Origin of the sequence: Nocardia sp. NPDC050793, from assembly GCF_040654065.1 — a bacterium.
GTDB lineage: Bacteria > Actinomycetota > Actinomycetes > Mycobacteriales > Mycobacteriaceae > Nocardia.
Genome location: NZ_JBFAHG010000001.1, coordinates 408,406 through 426,638, shown reverse-complemented (window position 1 = coordinate 426,638; position 18,233 = coordinate 408,406). Strand labels below are relative to the sequence as shown.

Genomic DNA, 18,233 nt, shown 5'->3' with positions numbered 1-18,233 from the left:
CCCGGGACGCTTGTCGCGGGCCGCTGGTCCTTTACACTCTCGTGGCGCGTTACGCTAGACCTTCGGTACAGAAAATTCCGACCGCGTCACAACTGAACCAGGAGCCGCCCCACATGCCGATGCCGACCGAGGAAAGGGTGAGCCAGCTCGTTGCTGGACTCGTCGAACGCCGGGGATTCGACCTCGAGGGCGTCGATATCTCGACGGCAGGCAGGCACGCGGACGCGCAAGCCAAAATCAAGGTCACCGTCGACAGCGACGGCACCGCCGATCTCGACACCATCGCCACCCTCAGCTCGGAACTCTCGCTGCTGCTCGACGACGCGGGCGATTTCGGTGAGACGCCCTACCTGCTCGAGGTGACGACGCCAGGTATCGATCGCCCCCTCACCGCCGAGCGGCACTGGCGCCGCGCGCAGGGCCGCAAGGTGCGCGTCACCTTGAGACCGGGGGCCGAGCCACCGGAGCCCGGTGGCTCGGCGCGGTTCGAGGCGCGGGTGGGCGCGCTCGGGCAGGATTCGGTGGCGCTGGTGTTCGGCGGCAAGCGCAATCCGCACCGGGTGCATGTGCCACTGGCCGATATCGCGGAGGCCGTCGTTCAGGTCGAGTTCTCCCCGCCCGGCGGGCGGGAGCTGGAGCTGGCGGGCGGGGTGGCGCCCGGTCGTCCCGAGCCGGGGCGCGACGACGATGCCCTCGCGGTCGACGACGCCGCAGCTGCCCGAGGAAATACCGAAGCACTACCTGTAACAGCGTCCGATTCGACCGAAGGGATCGTGGAATGAACATCGAAATCGAAGCCCTGCGCGCGATCGTGGCCGATAAGGGGATCTCGATCGAGACGGTGATCTCCGCGATCGAGTCGGCGCTGCTGACCGCGTATCGGCACACCGAAGGCCACCAGCCCAACGCACGCATCGACATCAATCAGAAGACCGGCGTGGTGCGGGTGATGGCCCGCGAACTCGACGCCGACGGCAACGTGATCTCCGAATGGGACGACACCCCAGAGGGTTTCGGCCGCATCGCGGCGACCACCGCGCGCCAGGTGGTGCTGCAGCGGTTGCGCGACGCGGAGAACGAGAAGTCGTTCGGCGAGTTCTCCACCCACGAGGGCGACATCGTCGGCGGCGTGGTGCAGCGCGATGCGCGCGCCAACGCCCGCGGCACCGTGGTGGTCCGCATCGGCAGCGAACTGCACGGCACCGAGGGCCTGATCCCGCCCGCCGAGCAGGTGCCCGGCGAGACCTACGAGCACGGCGACCGCATCAAGTGCTACGTGGTCGGTGTCTCCCGCGGCCCGCGCGGACCGCAGATCACCCTGTCGCGCACCCACCCGAACCTGGTGCGCAGACTGTTCGCGCTGGAGGTCCCCGAGATCGCCGACGGCTCGGTCGAGATCGTCGCGGTAGCCCGCGAGGCCGGGCACCGCTCCAAGATCGCGGTGCGCTCCACCGTGCCCGGCGTCAACGCCAAGGGCGCGTGCATCGGCCCGATGGGTCAGCGTGTGCGCAACGTGATGAGCGAGCTGGCGGGCGAGAAGATCGACATCATCGATTACGCCGAGGATCCGGCCGCCTTCGTCGGCAACGCGCTGTCGCCGTCGAAAGTGGTTTCCGTCACTATCGTCGACGCCGACGCGCGGGCTGCCCGTGTCGTCGTGCCCGACTTCCAGCTCTCGCTCGCGATCGGCAAGGAGGGGCAGAATGCCCGTCTGGCCGCGCGTCTGACCGGCTGGCGGATCGATATTCGCAGCGACGCGGCCCCCGACGTGGGCGGCGGCGTGCGGACGGAGGCGCATCGCAGTTGAGCGGAGCTCACACCGCGAACAGGGAATCCCGCCCCGGGGATGACATGTTGATAACGTCCGCGGGGGAGGGGTTCGGCGTTCGGGGCCGGGCAGCGGTACAGTGGTCCCAGGTTCAGCACGAGCCTTCGGCATCTTTGCCCGATCGCACCACCGAGCAGCATCCCGCGTCCACGCGGCGGTCGGCTCCGGTGCGGACGTGTATCGGATGCCGGAAGCGCGAGTTGGCCGTCGATCTGTTGCGGATCGTGGCACAAGATCGGGACGCCGGAGACGGATCCCGTATCGTCGTGATCGTTCCCGATCCGCGGCGCAGACTTCCCGGGAGGGGTGCCTGGTTGCACCCCCTTTCGTCTTGTCTGAGCACTGCAGAACGGCGCCGAGCATTCGGCAGAGCACTACGAGTGTCCGGACATCTGGATATCTCAGCCCTGGAGCATTACCTCGAGAACAGGCACGAGCACTCATGAGCACACCGTGAAGTACCAACGATGAACGTCCATCGGAGATAACCCGAGGTCGTGCGGGCCGCCGTCCCCTGAAACGGTGGCACTGCTCGACCTCTCAGTGAGGAGAGCAGTGGCAGGCAAGGCCCGCGTGCACGAGTTGGCAAAAGAACTCGGTGTCACGAGTAAAGAACTACTCGCAACGCTCAAGGAGCAGGGCGAGTTCGTGAAGTCGGCGTCCTCGACGGTGGAAGCGCCCGTCGCGCGCAGGCTGCGTGAGTCGCTGGCGTCGAAGTCCGCGCCGGCGGCAGACTCCAAGTCCGGGGCGCGCCCCGGACCCGCTTCGTCGGCTCGTCCGGGCGCGAAGCCCACCGCGGGCGGTCCGCGCCCCGGCCCACGTACCCCGGCTCCGGCGCAGGCCGCCGCGCCGTCCCCGGCCGCACCCGCGACCCCGGCCGCCGCGACGCCGACGCCGGCCACCACCGCCCGTCCCGGTGACGGTGTGCGCCCCGGTCCGTCGGTGAAGCCCGGCCCCGCGACGCCCGCGCAGGAATCGGCGCCCGCCGCCAAGGCCGCGCCCGCGCCGTCCGGTCCGCGCCCCACCCCCGGTGGTCCGCGTCCCGGCCAGCAGCAGCGTCCCGGCGCGCCCGTGCAGGGTGGTCCGCGTCCCGGTGGTCCGAAGCCGGGCCCGAAGACCCCGCGCGTCGGTAACAACCCCTATTCGTCGACGCCCGCGCCCGAGCGCGCGCCGCGTCCGGCCCCCGCTCAGGGCCCGCGTCCGGGTCCGGCCCAGGGTGGTCCGCGTCCCGGTCCGGCCCAGGGTGGTCCGCGTCCGGGTCCGGCTCAGGGTGGTCCGCGTCCCGGTCCCGGCCAGGGCGGCCCGCGTCCCGGTCCCGGCCAGGGTGGTCCCCGTCCGGCCGCCGCTCAAGGTGGCGGCCCCCGTCCCGGTGGCCCGCGTCCGAGCCCCGGCTCGATGCCGCCGCGTCCGAATCCCGGTGCCATGCCGCAGCGTTCGGCCCGCCCGGGTCCGGGCGGCGCAGGTGCTGGTCGTCCCGGTCGTCCGGGTGGCGGCGCCGGTGGCGCCGGTCGTCCGGGCGGTGGTGGCGGCGGCTACCGCGGCGGCGGCGGTGGCGGCGGCACCGGTGCGCCCGGTGCGGGTGCGGGTGCTCCCGCGGCCGGTGGTTTCCGCGGTCGTCCCGGTGGCGGCGGCGGTCGCCCCGGCGGCCCCGGTGGCCGTGGCGGTGCGGCCGGTGCGTTCGGTCGTCCCGGTGGTGCGCCGCGTCGTGGCCGTAAGTCGAAGCGGGCGAAGCGCGCCGAGTACGAGAGCATGCAGGCGCCCGCCGTCGGCGGCGTGCGGCTGCCGCGCGGCAACGGCGAGATCATCCGGCTCGCCCGCGGTGCGTCGCTGTCGGACTTCGCGGAGAAGATCGACGCGAACCCGGCCGCCTTGGTCCAGGCGCTGTTCAACCTCGGCGAGATGGTCACCGCGACCCAGTCGGTGAACGACGAGACCCTCGAGCTGCTCGGCAGCGAGATGAACTACGTCGTGCACGTCGTCAGCCCCGAGGACGAGGACCGCGAGCTGCTGGAGAGCTTCGACCTCACCTACGGCGAGGACGAGGGCGACGAGGAGGACCTGCAGGTCCGTCCGCCGGTGGTGACCGTCATGGGTCACGTCGACCACGGTAAGACCCGACTGCTGGACACGATCCGCAAGGCCAACGTCCGCGAGGGCGAGGCCGGTGGCATCACCCAGCACATCGGCGCCTACCAGGTGATGACCCACCTCGGCGACGACGACCGCCTGATCACCTTCATCGACACCCCGGGTCACGAGGCGTTCACCGCCATGCGTGCCCGCGGTGCGAAGGCCACCGACATCGCGATCCTGGTGGTCGCCGCCGACGACGGCGTCATGCCGCAGACGGTGGAGGCGATCAACCACGCACAGGCGGCCGACGTGCCGATCGTGGTGGCGGTCAACAAGATCGACAAGGAAGGCGCGAACCCGGAGAAGATCCGGCAGCAGCTGACCGAGTACAACCTGGTGGCCGAGGAGTACGGCGGCGACACGATGTTCGTCGACATCTCCGCCAAGCAGGGCACCAACATCGAGGCACTGCTCGAGGCGGTCCTGCTCACCGCGGACGCCGCCCTCGACCTGCGCGCCAACCCGGACATGGACGCCCAGGGTGTCGCCATCGAGGCGCACCTCGACCGCGGCCGCGGTCCGGTGGCGACCGTGCTCATCCAGCGCGGCACGCTGCGCGTCGGCGACTCGATCGTGGCGGGCGACGCCTACGGTCGCGTGCGCCGCATGGTCGACGAGCACGGCGACGACGTCGAGGCGGCGCTGCCGTCGCGGCCCGTCCAGGTCGTCGGTTTCACGTCGGTGCCCGGCGCCGGTGACAACCTGCTCGTCGTCGACGAGGACCGCATCGCTCGCCAGATCGCCGACCGCCGCAACGCGCGCAAGCGCAACGCGCTGGCCGCGCGCAGCCGCAAGCGGATCAGCCTGGAAGATCTGGATGCCGCGCTGAAGGAGACTTCGGAGCTGAACCTGATCCTCAAGGGCGACAACTCCGGTACCGTCGAGGCCCTCGAAGAGGCCCTCATGGGTATCGAGGTCGGCGACGAGGTGCGCCTGCGGGTCATCGACCGCGGTGTCGGTGGCGTCACCGAGACCAACGTCAACCTGGCCTCGGCGTCGAACGCGATCATCATCGGGTTCAACGTGCGCGCCGAGGGCAAGGCGACCGAGCTGGCCAACCGCGAGGGCGTCGACATCCGGTACTACTCGGTGATCTACCAGGCCATCGACGAGATCGAGAAGGCCCTCAAGGGCATGCTCAAGCCGATCTACGAAGAGGTCGAGCTGGGTCGCGCCGAGATCAGGGCCATCTTCCGCTCGTCGAAGGTCGGCAACATCGCGGGCTGCATGGTCACCTCCGGGTCGGTCAAGCGGAACGCCAAGGCGCGTCTGCTGCGCGACAACCTGGTGATCGCCGAGACCGTGACGATCTCCTCGCTGAAGCGCGAGAAGGACGACGCGACCGAGGTCCGCGAGGGCTACGAATGCGGTATGACGCTGACCTACTCCGATATCAAGGAGGGCGACGTCATCGAGGCGTACGAGCTGCGCGAGAAGCCGCGCGACTGATCGGTCCGAGCTAGCGAACACCGCACCTGCGTCCGGTGCCCCACCAGTACGGCGGGGCGCCGGGCGCGAGGTGCGGTGTTCGGTTCGGCCTTCGACACTGGAAGGTGTGTGGGTGTACCTAGGTGCACTGGAATTCGACATCCTGCTCGGCGACGTGCATTCGTTGAAGGAGAAGCGGTCGGTCATCCGGCCGGTGCTCGCCGAGCTGCAACGCTTCGGTGTGAGCGCGGCCGAGGGCGGGGAACATGATCGGTACCGGCGCGCGTTGCTGGGGGTGGCCATGGTCAGCGCGGGCATGGATCACCTGACCGAGGTGCTCGACAGATGTGAAAGGCACGTCGCGGCGCGTCCGGAGTTACAGTTGCTGGCGGTACGCCGCCGGATCTTCGGGCCCGAGGACTAGGCCCGCGGCGCCAACCGAATACTGACAACAGTGAGGAGGAAACGGCCATGGTGGATCAAGCCAGGGCACGCCGACTCGCGAAGCGGATTTCCTCGATCGTGGCGACCGCGATCGAATACGAGGTGAAGGATCCGCGGCTGCGTTTCGTGACGATCACCGACGCGAAGGTCACCGGTGATCTGCGCGAGGCCACGGTGTACTACACGGTGATGGGTGAAACCCTCGACGCCGAACCGGATTACGGGGCCGCGGCCGCCGGTCTGGAAAAGGCCAAGGGTGTGCTGCGTTCCAAGGTGGGGGCGGGGACCGGGGTGAAGTTCACGCCGACGCTGGCGTTCGCGCTGGACAAGGTGCCCGACGCCGCGCGCGAGATGGAGGAGCTGCTCGCCCGCGCGAGGGCCGCCGACGACGCGGTGGCCAGGACGGCCGCCAACGCCAGGCACGCGGGCGACGCCGACCCGTACAAGGTCGAGCGCGACAGCGACGAGTGACGCGCGGCCCGGATGACGACGAGCGGTAAGACGGCCGAGCTCGACGCGGCCGTGGCGGCACTGACGGCCGCCGGATCGGTCACCATCCTGTGCCACGTACAACCCGACGCCGACACCATCGGCAGCGGCCTGGCACTGGCCCTCGTGCTGCATCGGCGCGGCATCCCGGTGTGGGTGTCGTTCGCCGAGCCCGCCGAGCTGCCCGCCTCCATGCGCTCGCTGCCCGGTATCGAGCATCTGGTGCCGCCCGCGGAAGTGCCGCGCGAGGTGGACCTGCTCGTCGCGGTGGACTGCGGCAGCGCGGGGCGGCTCGGTGTGCTGGCCGATCGGCTGTCCGGCGCCGCGACGACTCTGGTGGTCGATCATCATCGCTCGAACACCCGCTTCGGCGCGATCAACGTGATCGATCCCGGCGCTGAGTCGACGACCAGCCTGATCGCCCGGCTGCTCGACGCCTGGGGCGTGCCGATCGATTCCGAAGTGGCGCACTGTCTTTACGCGGGATTGGTCACCGATACCGGCTCCTTCCGCTGGGTGCGGCCGGGCACTCATCGGCTGGCCGAGCGACTGCTGGCCACCGGGATCGACGGCGCGGCGATCGCGCGCACGCTGCTGGACACCCATCCGTTCGACTGGCTGCCGATGCTCTCCAGGGTTCTCGGCACCGCCCGGCTGGAGCCGGGCGCGCGCGGCGGCACCGGATTGGCGTACGCGTTCGTGCGGCGCGACGACGTGTCCCTGGTGCGCTCGGAGGAGATCGAGAGCGTCATCGATATCGTCCGCACCACGGCCGAGGCCGGGGTTGCGGCGGTGTTCAAGGAATCGCGCACTGTCGACGGCCGCTGGACGGTGTCGCTGCGGTCGCGTGACTCAGGGCCGGGCGCGCACGACGGCGTGGACGTCGCCGAGGTGGCGACCGCGCTCGGCGGCGGCGGGCACCGGTACGCGGCCGGATACACCACCGACGGACGTCCCGAGGACGTGGTGCGGGCGCTGCTCGCCGCGCTGGGATAGCGGATGACCAGCCAGGATGTCGACGACGCCGAGGGTGTCGTCGCCGAACCGGTGTGGAACGACGTCGTCGAGGCCGGGCCGCGGCGCATTCTCGGGCTCGCGCTGCCCACGCTCGGCGTGCTCGTCGCGGAACCGCTCTATCTGCTGTTCGATCTCGCCGTCGTGGGCAGGCTCGGCGCGCTGCCGCTGGCCGGGCTCGCGGTCGGCGGATTGATCCTCGCCCAGGTGAGCACCCAGCTGACCTTCCTGTCCTATGGGACGACCGCGCGGGCCGCGCGCAGGCACGGCGCCGGGGACGTGCGCGGCGCGGTGGCCGAAGGCGTGCAGGCCACCTGGCTGGCGGTCTCGGTCGGTCTGCTGATCCTGATCACGGTGCAGGTGTTCGCCGGCGCGCTGACCGACGCGATCGCGGGCGGCGGGGACATCGCCGCCGCGGCGCTGCCGTGGGTGCGGATCGCGCTGTTCGGTGTGCCGCTCGTGCTGATCGCCATGGCGGGCAACGGATGGTTGCGCGGTGTCCAGGAGACCCGTCGTCCGCTGCTGTATGTGGTTGCCGGTCTCGGTCTTTCGGCCGTGCTGTGCCCGGTTCTGGTGCACGGGTTGCTCGGCGCGCCCGCGCTGGGGCTGCCCGGCTCGGCGGTGGCGAACGTCGTTGGTCAGACGGTGACGGCCGTGCTCTTCCTCGGAGCCTTGGTGCGCGAACGGGTTTCGCTGGTGCCGCACTGGTCGGTGATGCGCGCTCAGTTGGTGCTCGGCCGCGATCTGATCGTGCGCAGCCTGGCCTTCCAGGCCTGTTTCGTGTCGGCGGCGGCCGTGGCGGCGCGGTTCGGCGCGGCCTCCGTCGCGGCGCACCAGCTGGTCCTGCAACTGTGGAATTTCCTTGCGCTGACGCTGGACTCGCTGGCCATCGCCGCGCAGACCCTGGTGGGCGCGGCGCTCGGCGGCGGGAACGCCACGGCGGCACGGCGGCTCGCGTGGCGTGTCACGCAGTGGTCGGAGGTCTTCGCGGTGGCCTTGGCCGGTGCGTTCGCCGCGGGATACGCGCTGATCCCGACACTGTTCACCGATGATCCGGCGGTGCTGGACCGCACCCACCTGGTGTGGTGGTTCTTCGTGGGGATCATCCCGGTCGCCGGTGTGGTGTTCGCGCTCGACGGTGTACTGCTCGGCGCCGGTGACGCGGCGTTCCTGCGGACCGCGACACTCGGTGCGGCGCTCGCCGGTTTCCTGCCTGCCATCTGGCTCTCGCTGGCCTTGGATTGGGGCATCGCGGGCATCTGGTCCGGTCTGGTGGCCTTCATGACGCTGCGCCTGGCGGCGGTCGTCTGGCGGGCGCTGTCGGGACGCTGGGCGCAGGTCGGCGCGGAGATCCCGCGCGGTCGTGCCTGACCGGTTCGGCGAGGCTCTTCGATAACGACTTTCATTGCTGGCAAGATGGGAGAATGCTCGAGCAATTGCCGGTGCGCCCCAAACGAATCCGGGTGTCGTCGACGTACGTGCTGGCCGGATTGCTGGTGGCGGGCGTCGTCTGGCAGGCGCAACTGGCCGCGGTGATCGATGCGCGAGTGCGATTGCGGACCGCGCTGACGATGTTCGTCGGAGTTTTCGTACAGGCCATCCCCTTCCTGGTGCTCGGGGTGGTGGTCAGCGGCGCGATCGCCGCGTTCGTCTCGCCCGCGCTGCTGCGGAAGGTGCTGCCCCGCAACGAGACTGTCGCGATCGGGGTCGGCGGGCTCGCGGGTGTCGCGCTGCCCGGCTGCGAATGCGGCGTGGTTCCGGTGGCGCGCAGGCTGATCGATCAGGGCGCGCCGAGTTCGGTGGCGCTGGCCTTCCTGCTGTCGGCGCCTGCGATCAACCCGGTGGTGCTGGTCGCCACCGCGGTCGCGTTTCCCGGCGAGCCGGGGATGGTGGCAGCACGGTTCGCGGGTTCGCTGGCCACCGCGCTCGTGATGGGTTTGCTGTGGTCGCGTTTCGGCAGCCCCTCCTGGATGCTGCCGCGCGGCGGGCCCGACCATTGCGTGACCGGCCGCACCCGCACCGAGGTGTTCGCCGAGGCGGCGAGGCACGACCTGCTCCAGGCCGGCGCGTTCCTGGTGCTCGGCGCGGCCACCGCGGCTGCGCTGCACGTGCTCGTCCCGCCGTGGTGGTTCGAGCAACTGGCCACTCAGATGCTGCTGGCCGTCCTGGTGCTCGCGGTGCTTGCGGTGGTGCTCGCGCTGTGCTCGGAGGCCGACGCGTTCGTGGCGGCGAGCATGTCGACGCTGCCGCTGCTGCCGCGGCTGGTGTTCCTCGTCGTCGGGCCCGCCGTGGACGTCAAGCTGTTCGCGATGCAGGCGGGCGCGTTCGGGCGGCGGTTCGCGCTGTGGTTCGCGCCGTCGACTTTCCTGGTCGCGATCGTCTGCGCGACGGTGGCGGGCTATGTCTTCCTCGGGGGTGCGCGATGAGGCGGGAAACGCAGAATCTGCTGGTGCTGTTGATCGGAATCGCGGTGCTGCGCATCACCTTCGACGGCACCTACCTGCGCTACGTGAAACCGGGACTCTTCCCGTTCTTACTGGTCAGCGGGATCGTCATCGTCGCGCTCGGCACCGCGGCCGTCATCGGCGACCTGTACCGCCGCGGATCGTCCTCGGACCACGACCACGACCACGGGCACGACCACGACCACGGGCACGGGCGCGTCCAGTGGTTGCTGCTGGCGCCGGTCGCCACCCTGCTGCTGGTCGCCCCGCCCGCGCTCGGCGCGGGGGCCGCCGTGACCAGTTCGGCGATCCGCCCGCCGGATCCCGTTGTGGCGGAACCGGAACTGATCGTGTATCCGCCGCTGCCCGACGAGGCCGCGCCTTTTGTCTCGATCAGCGAGGTGGTGAACCGCGCGACGCTCGATGCCACGCGCTCGCTGGACGGCCGCGAGATCACCGTCAGCGGTTTCGTGCTGCGCCGCATGCGCGGCTACGGCATCGACCTGGCCCGCGTGGTGATCACCTGTTGCGTCGCGGACGCCAGGTACATCCGGCTGCACGTGACCGGCATCGAGGAGCGGCTCGACGAGGACACCTGGCTCGAGGTGCGCGGCGTTGTGGAAACCGACAGCGCCCGCCGCGACCGCGACGGTACGCCGACGCTCGTCGTGCACGACTACCGCCGCATCGAACAGCCCGAACACTCCTACGAGCGGGTCCGCTGACTCACGCCGGTTCCGCGGCCTTTTCGGTCGCGCGGAAGCGGCGGACGACGACGCCCGCGGGCCGCACCGAACGACCCGCGACGGTGAGGCCGGGCTGCACCAGCGCCTCGACGGTGCGGTCGGCGTCCGGGTCGGCGGTCGCCGTGACGTCGGCGGCCTCCATGGTGAGCGAGTCGAACGGGTCGTCGGGCCGCGGCGTGACGAGCGCCGCTCCGCGACCGATGAGCAGTCGTTCGACGCGCGTGGCGATGGCCTCGAAGGCCGCTCGCTCCCTCGGTGTTTCGGCGGTGGCGGCACAGGCGGCGGTGTCGCCGTGCAGCGCGAAAAGCTCGACGACCAGCGGGAGATCGGCGCCCGCGCGGTCCTGTCGGGCACGGGCCTTGGCCTCGTCGGCGAGCCGCTCGATGGTGGCGGCCTGGCGGGCGACGACCCGGGACAGGTCGTCGACGCGTTCGACGAGATGAGCGAGCGATTGCGCGACTGGTTCCGTCATGATCGCACCATAGCCGGGCCGCGCGGCTATCGGATTGGGCGTCAGCCGGATTCGCCCATCGGTCGCTGCGCCGCTGTCGGACCCGGCTGATACCATCGCCTGCCATGGGGGTCTACGGCATCGACCTGGGCACAACGAACTCGGCTATCGCGCGGATCGACGCCGACGGCCGGCCCGAAGTAATGATCGGCATGAACGGGGAACCGACGGTTCCCTCCGTCGTGCTGTTCGCATCCGCGTTCGATCATCTGGTTGGCGAGGGCGCCCGGCGGCAGGCACGGCTCGATCCCGAGCATGTGTGCTCGCTGGTGAAGCGCCGGATGGGCGACTCGGAGTGGCGATTCGCCGCGCACGGCGAGACCTGGTCGGCGCCCGCCGTGTCGGCGCTGATCCTCAAGAGTCTCGCCGCCGACGCGGAATTCGGTGGCGGCGAGCCGGTGCGGCGGGCCGTGATCACGGTGCCCGCGTACTTCGGCGACGAGGAGCGCCGCGCCACGATCCAGGCGGGCAGCTACGCGGGCTTCGACGTCGCTGGCGTGCTGTCCGAGCCGATCGCGGCGGCGTTCTCCTACGGGTTCGGCAGGCTCGACGGCGGCGTGGACATCGGCAAATCCGGTGCGCGCGAGACCGTTCTGGTCTACGACCTCGGCGGCGGCACCTTCGACGCCACCGTCATCGAACTGGCCGACCGGCGCATCTCGGTGCTCGCCGTGGAAGGCGACCACCAGCTGGGCGGCGCGGACTGGGACGAGCGGATCGCCCTGTATCTGTCCCAGCGGTTCTGCGCGGCCAACCCCGATGCCGAAGACCCGCTGGACGATTCGGCCGGTTCGCAGATGCTGGTGCTGGCCGCCGAGCGCGCCAAACGCGAACTCAGCGATCTGGAGAGCACCGAGGTAGTGGTCGCGCACGACGGCGCGCGCGCCGTGATCACGCTGACAAGGGACGAGCTCGAGTCGATGACGGCCTCGCTGATGCGCCGCACCCTCGACCTCACCAGGGACTGCCTCGCCGCGGCGGGCAAGCGCGGCGTCGCGTCGGTCGACCGGCTGCTGCTGGTCGGCGGCTCCTCCCGGATGCCGATGGTCGCCCGGGAACTGGAGAAGGAACTCGGCCTCGTCGGCGAGCTGCGCGACCCGGACCTGTCGGTGGCCCGCGGCGCGGCGCTCTACGGCGAGAAGCTCGAGATGGAGCGGTTGATCGTCGCCGACCTGGTCACCCGCGGCAGGCTGCGGGACGGCTCCGGACTGAACGAGGCGGCACCCGCGGATCTGGACCAGTCGATCGCCCGGGTCGCGGAGTCGTTCGGCCAGCCGGTGAGCTTGGTGCGGCGGATGCTGGAGATCCAGGTCGACACCGTCGTGTCGCGCGGATTCGGTGTGCTGGCGCTGGATTCGCACTACGGGTTGGCGGCCGCCTGGCTGGTGCACCGCAATCAGACGCTGCCGGTGCGGGTGCGTCGCTCGTTCGGCACCGTGCGCGAGGACCAGGACCAGATCGAGCTGACCATCGTGGAACAGCAGGGGCAGGCGGCCTCGGTGCGTCCCGAGGACACGAAAGTGCTTGTGGAGGGCCGGATTCGCGGTATTCCGCCGGGCTATCCCGCGGGCAGCGAGGTGCGCGTCACCTTCGAGATGGGTTTCGACGGCGTGCTGCACGTGACAGCGCACCACGTCGACGCCGACCTGCCGCTGACGTTGTCCGCGCAGACCGGGGCCACCCTGTCCCAGGCCGACGTCGCGCGGGAACTCGACCAGGTGCAGCGCTCCCGCCGCCGCGACAGCTGAGCCACCATGCACGCTTTCGACCCCAACGACTACCGCAAGCGGGTGCTCGCCGCGGTCGACCGCCGCGGCGGCATCGAGCAGTCGGACCCGTTCGAGCTCTACGATATTCCGCTCGACGAGGCCGAGACCCTCGGCGACGCCGACATCTCCGCCCGGGTGGCCGAGGTGTGGGGCTTCTGGCAGCGCCAGCGCGACCATCCGAAGTACCGCGTGCTCGTCGGGCTGCTGGTGGAGAACCACGACCGGCTGTCCTTCCTGCTGCTCGACGCGTCCGCGCGGCGGGCCGAGGCGATCCGGATCCGGCGGGAGCGTGAACAGCGCGACGCGGAACGCTACGAGATGCTCGACACCGCGATCTCCCGGCTGGTCCAGCGCCACGGCGGGGTGCCCGCCGCGAAAGTGCCCGGACTGGAAGAGATCGGGGCGATGGGCGGACTGAACGCCGCCGAGGTCGCCGCCCGCCTGCGCCGCCATCGGATCATCGAGGACGAGCAGCCGCAGGCCGCGCCCGCGGCCACCGGCGCGCTGACCGACCAGAGACGCGGCCAGGTCCGCGCGCTGCTCGCCGAATGGGGGCGGCTGGTGGAGGATCCGCCCGCGCCGACGCTGCTCGGGCTACTCGGGCTCGACCCGAGCCGCGCCACACACACCGGTGAGATCCGGCTCCGCGCCGACGCGTTGCGCGCGCGGGCGCGCGAACTGCCGCCGGGGCGGATGCGGGTGGTGCTCGACGAACTGCTGGTGCACGTGCAGGATCTGCTGGAGCCCGGCGGGCCGGTGGTGGCCGAGTACGTCGCCTCCATCGTCGCGGATGTCACCGCGGAACTGCGGCCCAAGGTGCGGGCGGCCGTGCTCGTCGAGGACGAACTGGTCGGCGAGGACTACGAGTTCCTGTTCGACGAGGCGATCGCCCTCGGCATGGACCCGCACACCGCGGGCCGGTTGCTCGAAGACCTCGCCGTCGAATTGGGTTCGCGCGCCGTGGGATCCGCGCGCCCCGCGCCGCCGGTGCACACTCCGGCCTCGTCGGCTCCGAGCCCGGCGCCGCCGCGACGGCTGTGGGAGGAGCCGCTCAAGGCCGCGCGGGCCGCGCTGCGCAACGGACGTCCGCAGGAGGCCGCGCGCCACATCGCCGAGGCCAGGGGTCTTGACCCGCACAACGAGGGCACAACGCCCATTCGCTCGGTGTCCGACGACGTGGAACGGGTGCTCGCCGAGGCGGCGTTGCACTGGCGCGTCGCCCTCGCGGCGCGCGCGGCCACCCGCTATGTCGAGGCGCTCGAACATCTCCGTGCGCTGCGTCGCGCCGCCGCCGACGTGCCGCCACCCACCGGGTCCACCGCGGGACTCGACGAACTGCTCGCCGAAGCGGAGCGGGCCGTCGCCGAGGCCGACCGTCTGGTCGCCGCCGCGGCGGCGGGACCGTCCACGGAACGTTCGCGCACACTGCGCGCCGCCCAAGCCGCGTGCGTCGACCACCCCGGGGCCAGCGAGGCGCTGGCGGCGACCCCAGTCCCCGCCCCCGGCCGCCTGACGGCCACTCGCATGGCGAACGGCTCGGTGCGGGTGGCGTGGTCGCCCGCACCGGCCGACGAGGTGGACTACCGCGTCACGCGCTTGCAGCCGGACGGCTCCTGGCGCGTGGTCGGCCGCACTCGCGGCACGGAGCTCGAAGACGGCGGAGCCCCGCCCGGCGAAACCCCGGTCTACGCCGTCGCCGCCGCCACCTCCGGCCGTTACTCCGACGCCGTGCGTTCCGACGCCCCTCCGGAGCCGCATGCGGACCGGGCTGCCCATTCGGGCGCGACGGACCGTTCCGGGTCGGTGGCGCGGACCGCTGCGGTCGGCGCCGGCGGTTCGACGATCGAGCCAGGAACGGTCGCCCAGCCCGAGCCGGCCTTCCCGCCTCGGCAGGCGAACCAGCCGAATCCCGCTGGCGGACAGTCATCCGGCTCGGTCATCGAGCCGCGCGGCGTCGCTCGACCCGATCCTGCCGCCGCACGGCCGGAACAGACCACGCCGCGAGCCACGACGTCCCCGGTCGCGCAGGACGATCCGATGCCCAGCGGCATCCCCGTGGTCACCGACCTGGCCGAGCGCGCGGGTCTGCTGACCTTCGTCTGGCCGACGGGAATCACCGAGGTGATGGTCGTGGCGCGCACCGACGGTCCACCGGCCTCGCCGGACGAGCCGGAGGCGCGCGCCTGGAAGGTCACCAATATGCGGTACGAGATCGACGGCGGCGTCCGGGTTCCGCCGGATCTTCCGCGCCCGTGCCACATCGCCGTGGCGTCGTGCCGTCGTGAACCCAACGGCAAGCTCACCGTGGCCGCTGGTTTCGCGCCGGATGCCCGGATTCACTGGACGCACGCTTAGGCCCTGTCTCGAAGCCCATCCGGCGCCTCCGCAGCCCCAGATCGTCGCCTGGCCGCGTCGATACAGCCCCGGCGACGATCTGAGCCACAGATGGCGGCCGGACTTCGAGACAGGTCCTGGCGCGAAGCCGCCCGCCGGAATGCCGCGCGCACCCGGCGTGTTCGCATCGGGGACGAATCGTGTCGATGGAGGCGGGCGGCCGGTGGTCGCCTCGGATGTGACAAGGTGGGTCTGGTGATACCCAAGTTGATGGCGGTGAGCGACGTACACGTCGGGCATCAAGGGAATCGGCCGATCGTGGAGCAGATCCAGCCGGACTCGCCGGAGGACTGGCTGATCGTGGCCGGTGACGTGGGCGAGAAGACCGAAGACATCCGATGGGCGCTGGAACTGCTGCGCAGCCGGTTCGCGCAGGTGATCTGGGTGCCAGGCAACCACGAGCTGTGGACCACGGCGAAGGATCCCGTGCAGATGCACGGCGTCGCGCGCTACGACTATCTGGTGTCGATCTGCCGCGACCTGGACGTAATCACGCCCGAGGATCCGTTCCCGGTGTGGCGCGGCGCGGGCAGCGAGGCGCACGGCGGCGCCGTGACGCTGGCCCCGATGTTCCTGCTCTACGACTACTCGTTCCTCCCGGCGGGCGCCACCACCAAAGCCGAGGGCTTGGCCATCGCGCGTGAGCGCAACGTGGTCGCCACCGACGAATTCCTGCTCTCCCCGGAGCCGTACCTGACCAGGGACGCCTGGTGCCACGCCCGCGTGCAGGTCACCAAGCGCAAGCTGGACGCGCTCCCGCCGGAGACGCCGCTGGTGTTGATCAACCATTTCCCGCTGGTGCGCGAACCCACCGACGTGCTGTTCTACCCCGAGTTCGCGCTGTGGTGCGGCACCGATCTGACCGCCGACTGGCACACCAGCTACAACGTGGTGTGCTCGGTGTACGGGCACCTGCACATTCCGCGCACCTCGTACTACGACGGCGTCCGCTTCGAGGAGGTCTCGCTCGGCTATCCGCGCGAATGGCAGCGCCGCGGCCTGCCGGACAAGCTGCTGCGCCAGATTCTGCCCGCCCCGGAGTACCCGCCGGGCACGCTGAACAAGTGGGGCGGCCACTTCAAGGTCACCCCCGAGATGGAGGCGGCCGCGGCCGAGATGCGCAGCCGCGCCCAGCGCCGCCGCGGCGTCTGAACCGGCCCCCGACGGACGGTGTCGGACGGAGTCGATCACAGGGCTCGCCAACGGCTGGAGCGAATGCGGAGGTCCGCCTCGACTAGGCTCGGAGCCGATGATCGAGAACATTCTGCCCAGTGATGTCGCCTCGGCCGAGCTGTTGGCGTACCCGGAGGATCTGAAGCCGCATCCGGCCGAAGAGCATCTCATCGCCAAGTCGGTGGAGAAGCGCAGGCGCGACTTCATCGGCGCCAGGCACTGCGCCCGGCTGGCCCTCGAGCAGCTCGGCGAGCCGCCGGTCGCGATCGGCAAGGGCGAGCGCGGAATGCCGATGTTCCCGCGCGGCATCGTGGGCAGCCTCACGCACTGCGACGGCTACCGCGCCGCGGCGCTGGCGCACAAGATGCGATTCCGCTCGGTCGGCATCGACGCCGAGCCGCACGGCGCGCTGCCGGACGGCGTGCTCGATTCGGTGAGCCTGGCCGCCGAGCGGGACTGGTTGCGCGACACCGATTCTCGTCTGCACCTGGATCGGCTGTTGTTCTGCGCCAAGGAGGCCACCTACAAGGCGTGGTTCCCGCTGACCACCCGCTGGCTCGGTTTCGAGGAGGCGCACATCACCTTCACCGTCGAGGAGAACGCCGACGGCACCGGTTCGGGCACCTTCCACAGCCAGCTGCTGGTGCCGGGCCAGACCAATGACGGCGGGCTGCCGCTGACCTCGTTCGACGGACGCTGGATGATCGCCGACGGGCTGATCCTGACCGCGATCGCGCACGGCTGATGACCGGACCGACCACCCAGGCGCAGCGGCCCGACGTGCTCGGCGGCCTGCTGATCGTCGACAAGGACGGCGGCTGGACCAGTCACGACGTGGTGGCCAAGTGCCGGAAGTTGTTGCGCACCAAGAAGGTCGGGCACGCAGGCACGCTCGACCCGATGGCGACCGGCGTGCTGGTGCTCGGCGTCGAACGGGCCACCAAGCTGCTCGGCCTGCTGACGCTGACCACGAAGGCGTACACCGCCACCATCCGGCTCGGCCAGTCCACCACGACCGACGATGCCGAGGGCGAGACCCTGGCGACCACCTCCGCGCTGCACCTCACCGACGCCGACATCGCCGCGCGGGTCGCGGCGCTGACCGGCGACATCGACCAGGTGCCCGCCACGGTGAGCGCCATCAAGGTGAACGGCGAGCGCGCCTACGCCCGCCACCGCGCGGGTGAGGACGTGCGCCTGGCCGCCCGGCCGGTCACCGTTTCCCGCTTCGATGTGCTCGCCCGGCGTGATATCGCGGACGGCGAGTTCGTCGATCTCGAGGTCGTTGTCGAATGCTCGTCCGGCACCTACGTGCGCGCGCTGGCCCGCGATCTGGGGTCGGCGCTGGAGGTCGGTGGCCACCTGACGGCGCTGCGCCGCACCAGGGTCGGCCCCTTCACCCTCGAGCACGCCAGGACGCTGGACGAGCTCGCCGAGGATTCCACCCTGAACCTCGGCATCGATGAGGCGGTCCGAATCGCGTTCCCGCACCGGACGATCGACGACCGCGAAGCCGAATCCCTGCGCGACGGACGATGGTTGGACCCGATCGGTATCGCGGGCGTGCACGCGGCGCTCACCGCCGACGGCACGGCCATCGCGTTGCTCGAGGAGAAGGGCAAGCGCTCCTCGCCGGTCTTCGTGATCCGCCCACGCGGTCTGGTCGACTGACGCGGACGCACCGGAACCGTTCGGTGACGCGGTGACCGTGCTCGAACGCCCATCGAGCTGAGGTTGTTCGCCGCGTCGGTCTTTCTGCCCGGCTACTTCTGACGGCCGACGCCGACGACAAGCGGGCGGCCGGTGTGCCCGCTGGAGCCCTCCACTGACGGCGTCCCGGCGGACGCCGAAGGCCCAGGC

General features: G+C 70.9%; 16 protein-coding genes. 15 read left to right on the top strand and 1 reads right to left on the bottom strand.

Annotated features, from left to right (window positions below; translation table 11 throughout):
- Nucleotides 1-113: 113 nt before the first annotated feature.
- The 10 genes from rimP to AB0H50_RS01840 all read left to right on the top strand — a co-directional run bounded on the left by rimP (nucleotide 114) and on the right by AB0H50_RS01840 (nucleotide 10,505).
- Nucleotides 114-782 (top strand): ribosome maturation factor RimP, encoded by a 669-nt coding sequence (gene rimP / locus AB0H50_RS01885; RefSeq protein ID WP_357445185.1) that lies wholly within the window; start codon nucleotides 114-116, stop codon nucleotides 780-782.
- Nucleotides 779-1,807: a transcription termination factor NusA gene (gene nusA / locus AB0H50_RS01880; RefSeq protein WP_068069413.1), complete on the top strand. Its 1,029-nt coding sequence runs from the start codon at nucleotides 779-781 to the stop codon at nucleotides 1,805-1,807. Before rimP ends, nusA begins: the two co-directional genes overlap by 4 nt.
- Nucleotides 1,808-1,941: 134 nt before the next feature.
- Nucleotides 1,942-2,274, top strand: a complete 333-nt coding sequence (locus AB0H50_RS01875; protein WP_357445182.1) for a YlxR family protein — start codon at nucleotides 1,942-1,944, stop codon at nucleotides 2,272-2,274.
- A 109-nt stretch (nucleotides 2,275-2,383) separates the two neighbouring features.
- Nucleotides 2,384-5,410 carry a translation initiation factor IF-2 gene (infB, locus tag AB0H50_RS01870; protein WP_357445179.1) on the top strand — a complete coding sequence of 1,009 codons (3,027 nt, stop codon included), beginning with the start codon at nucleotides 2,384-2,386 and terminating at the stop codon, nucleotides 5,408-5,410.
- Between the two features lie 112 nt (nucleotides 5,411-5,522).
- Entirely contained in the window at nucleotides 5,523-5,813 is a 291-nt protein-coding gene (locus AB0H50_RS01865) for a DUF503 domain-containing protein (RefSeq protein ID WP_357445176.1), read from the top strand.
- 47 nt (nucleotides 5,814-5,860) lie between these two features.
- Entirely contained in the window at nucleotides 5,861-6,304 is a 444-nt protein-coding gene (gene rbfA, locus AB0H50_RS01860; protein WP_357445174.1) for a 30S ribosome-binding factor RbfA, read from the top strand.
- 12 nt (nucleotides 6,305-6,316) lie between these two features.
- Nucleotides 6,317-7,318 (top strand): bifunctional oligoribonuclease/PAP phosphatase NrnA, encoded by a 1,002-nt coding sequence (locus AB0H50_RS01855; RefSeq protein WP_357445171.1) that lies wholly within the window; start codon nucleotides 6,317-6,319, stop codon nucleotides 7,316-7,318.
- Nucleotides 7,319-7,321: 3 nt separating this feature from the next.
- Complete coding sequence (locus tag AB0H50_RS01850; RefSeq protein ID WP_357445168.1) at nucleotides 7,322-8,707, top strand: MATE family efflux transporter; 1,386 nt, start codon at nucleotides 7,322-7,324, stop codon at nucleotides 8,705-8,707.
- A 53-nt stretch (nucleotides 8,708-8,760) separates the two neighbouring features.
- A complete protein-coding gene (locus tag AB0H50_RS01845; RefSeq protein WP_357445165.1) occupies nucleotides 8,761-9,762 on the top strand; it encodes a permease in 1,002 nt (333 codons plus the stop codon).
- The gene (locus tag AB0H50_RS01840; protein WP_357445162.1) at nucleotides 9,759-10,505 is read left to right on the top strand and encodes a TIGR03943 family protein; all 747 of its coding nucleotides are present in this window, start codon (nucleotides 9,759-9,761) and stop codon (nucleotides 10,503-10,505) included. Before AB0H50_RS01845 ends, AB0H50_RS01840 begins: the two co-directional genes overlap by 4 nt.
- A gap of 1 nt (nucleotide 10,506) precedes the next feature.
- Here the strand turns inward: AB0H50_RS01840 and AB0H50_RS01835 are convergent, their stop codons facing one another.
- The gene (locus tag AB0H50_RS01835) at nucleotides 10,507-10,998 is read right to left on the bottom strand and encodes a nucleotide exchange factor GrpE (protein WP_357445158.1); all 492 of its coding nucleotides are present in this window, start codon (nucleotides 10,996-10,998) and stop codon (nucleotides 10,507-10,509) included.
- A gap of 104 nt (nucleotides 10,999-11,102) precedes the next feature.
- On the opposite strand from AB0H50_RS01835, the gene AB0H50_RS01830 reads away from it, so the two are divergent.
- The 5 genes from AB0H50_RS01830 (at nucleotide 11,103) to truB (ending at nucleotide 18,044) form a co-directional block, all read left to right on the top strand.
- The gene (locus AB0H50_RS01830) at nucleotides 11,103-12,785 is read left to right on the top strand and encodes an Hsp70 family protein (RefSeq protein WP_357445155.1); all 1,683 of its coding nucleotides are present in this window, start codon (nucleotides 11,103-11,105) and stop codon (nucleotides 12,783-12,785) included.
- 6 nt (nucleotides 12,786-12,791) lie between these two features.
- Nucleotides 12,792-15,161, top strand: coding sequence for an Ig-like domain repeat protein (locus tag AB0H50_RS01825; protein WP_357445151.1), 2,370 nt, complete (start codon nucleotides 12,792-12,794; stop codon nucleotides 15,159-15,161).
- A 234-nt stretch (nucleotides 15,162-15,395) separates the two neighbouring features.
- Nucleotides 15,396-16,352 (top strand): metallophosphoesterase, encoded by a 957-nt coding sequence (locus AB0H50_RS01820; protein WP_357445148.1) that lies wholly within the window; start codon nucleotides 15,396-15,398, stop codon nucleotides 16,350-16,352.
- 97 nt (nucleotides 16,353-16,449) lie between these two features.
- Nucleotides 16,450-17,118, top strand: coding sequence for a 4'-phosphopantetheinyl transferase Npt (gene npt / locus AB0H50_RS01815; RefSeq protein WP_357445145.1), 669 nt, complete (start codon nucleotides 16,450-16,452; stop codon nucleotides 17,116-17,118).
- Nucleotides 17,118-18,044 carry a tRNA pseudouridine(55) synthase TruB gene (truB, locus tag AB0H50_RS01810; protein ID WP_357445142.1) on the top strand — a complete coding sequence of 309 codons (927 nt, stop codon included), beginning with the start codon at nucleotides 17,118-17,120 and terminating at the stop codon, nucleotides 18,042-18,044. Before npt ends, truB begins: the two co-directional genes overlap by 1 nt.
- The last annotated feature ends 189 nt before the right edge of the window (nucleotides 18,045-18,233 follow it).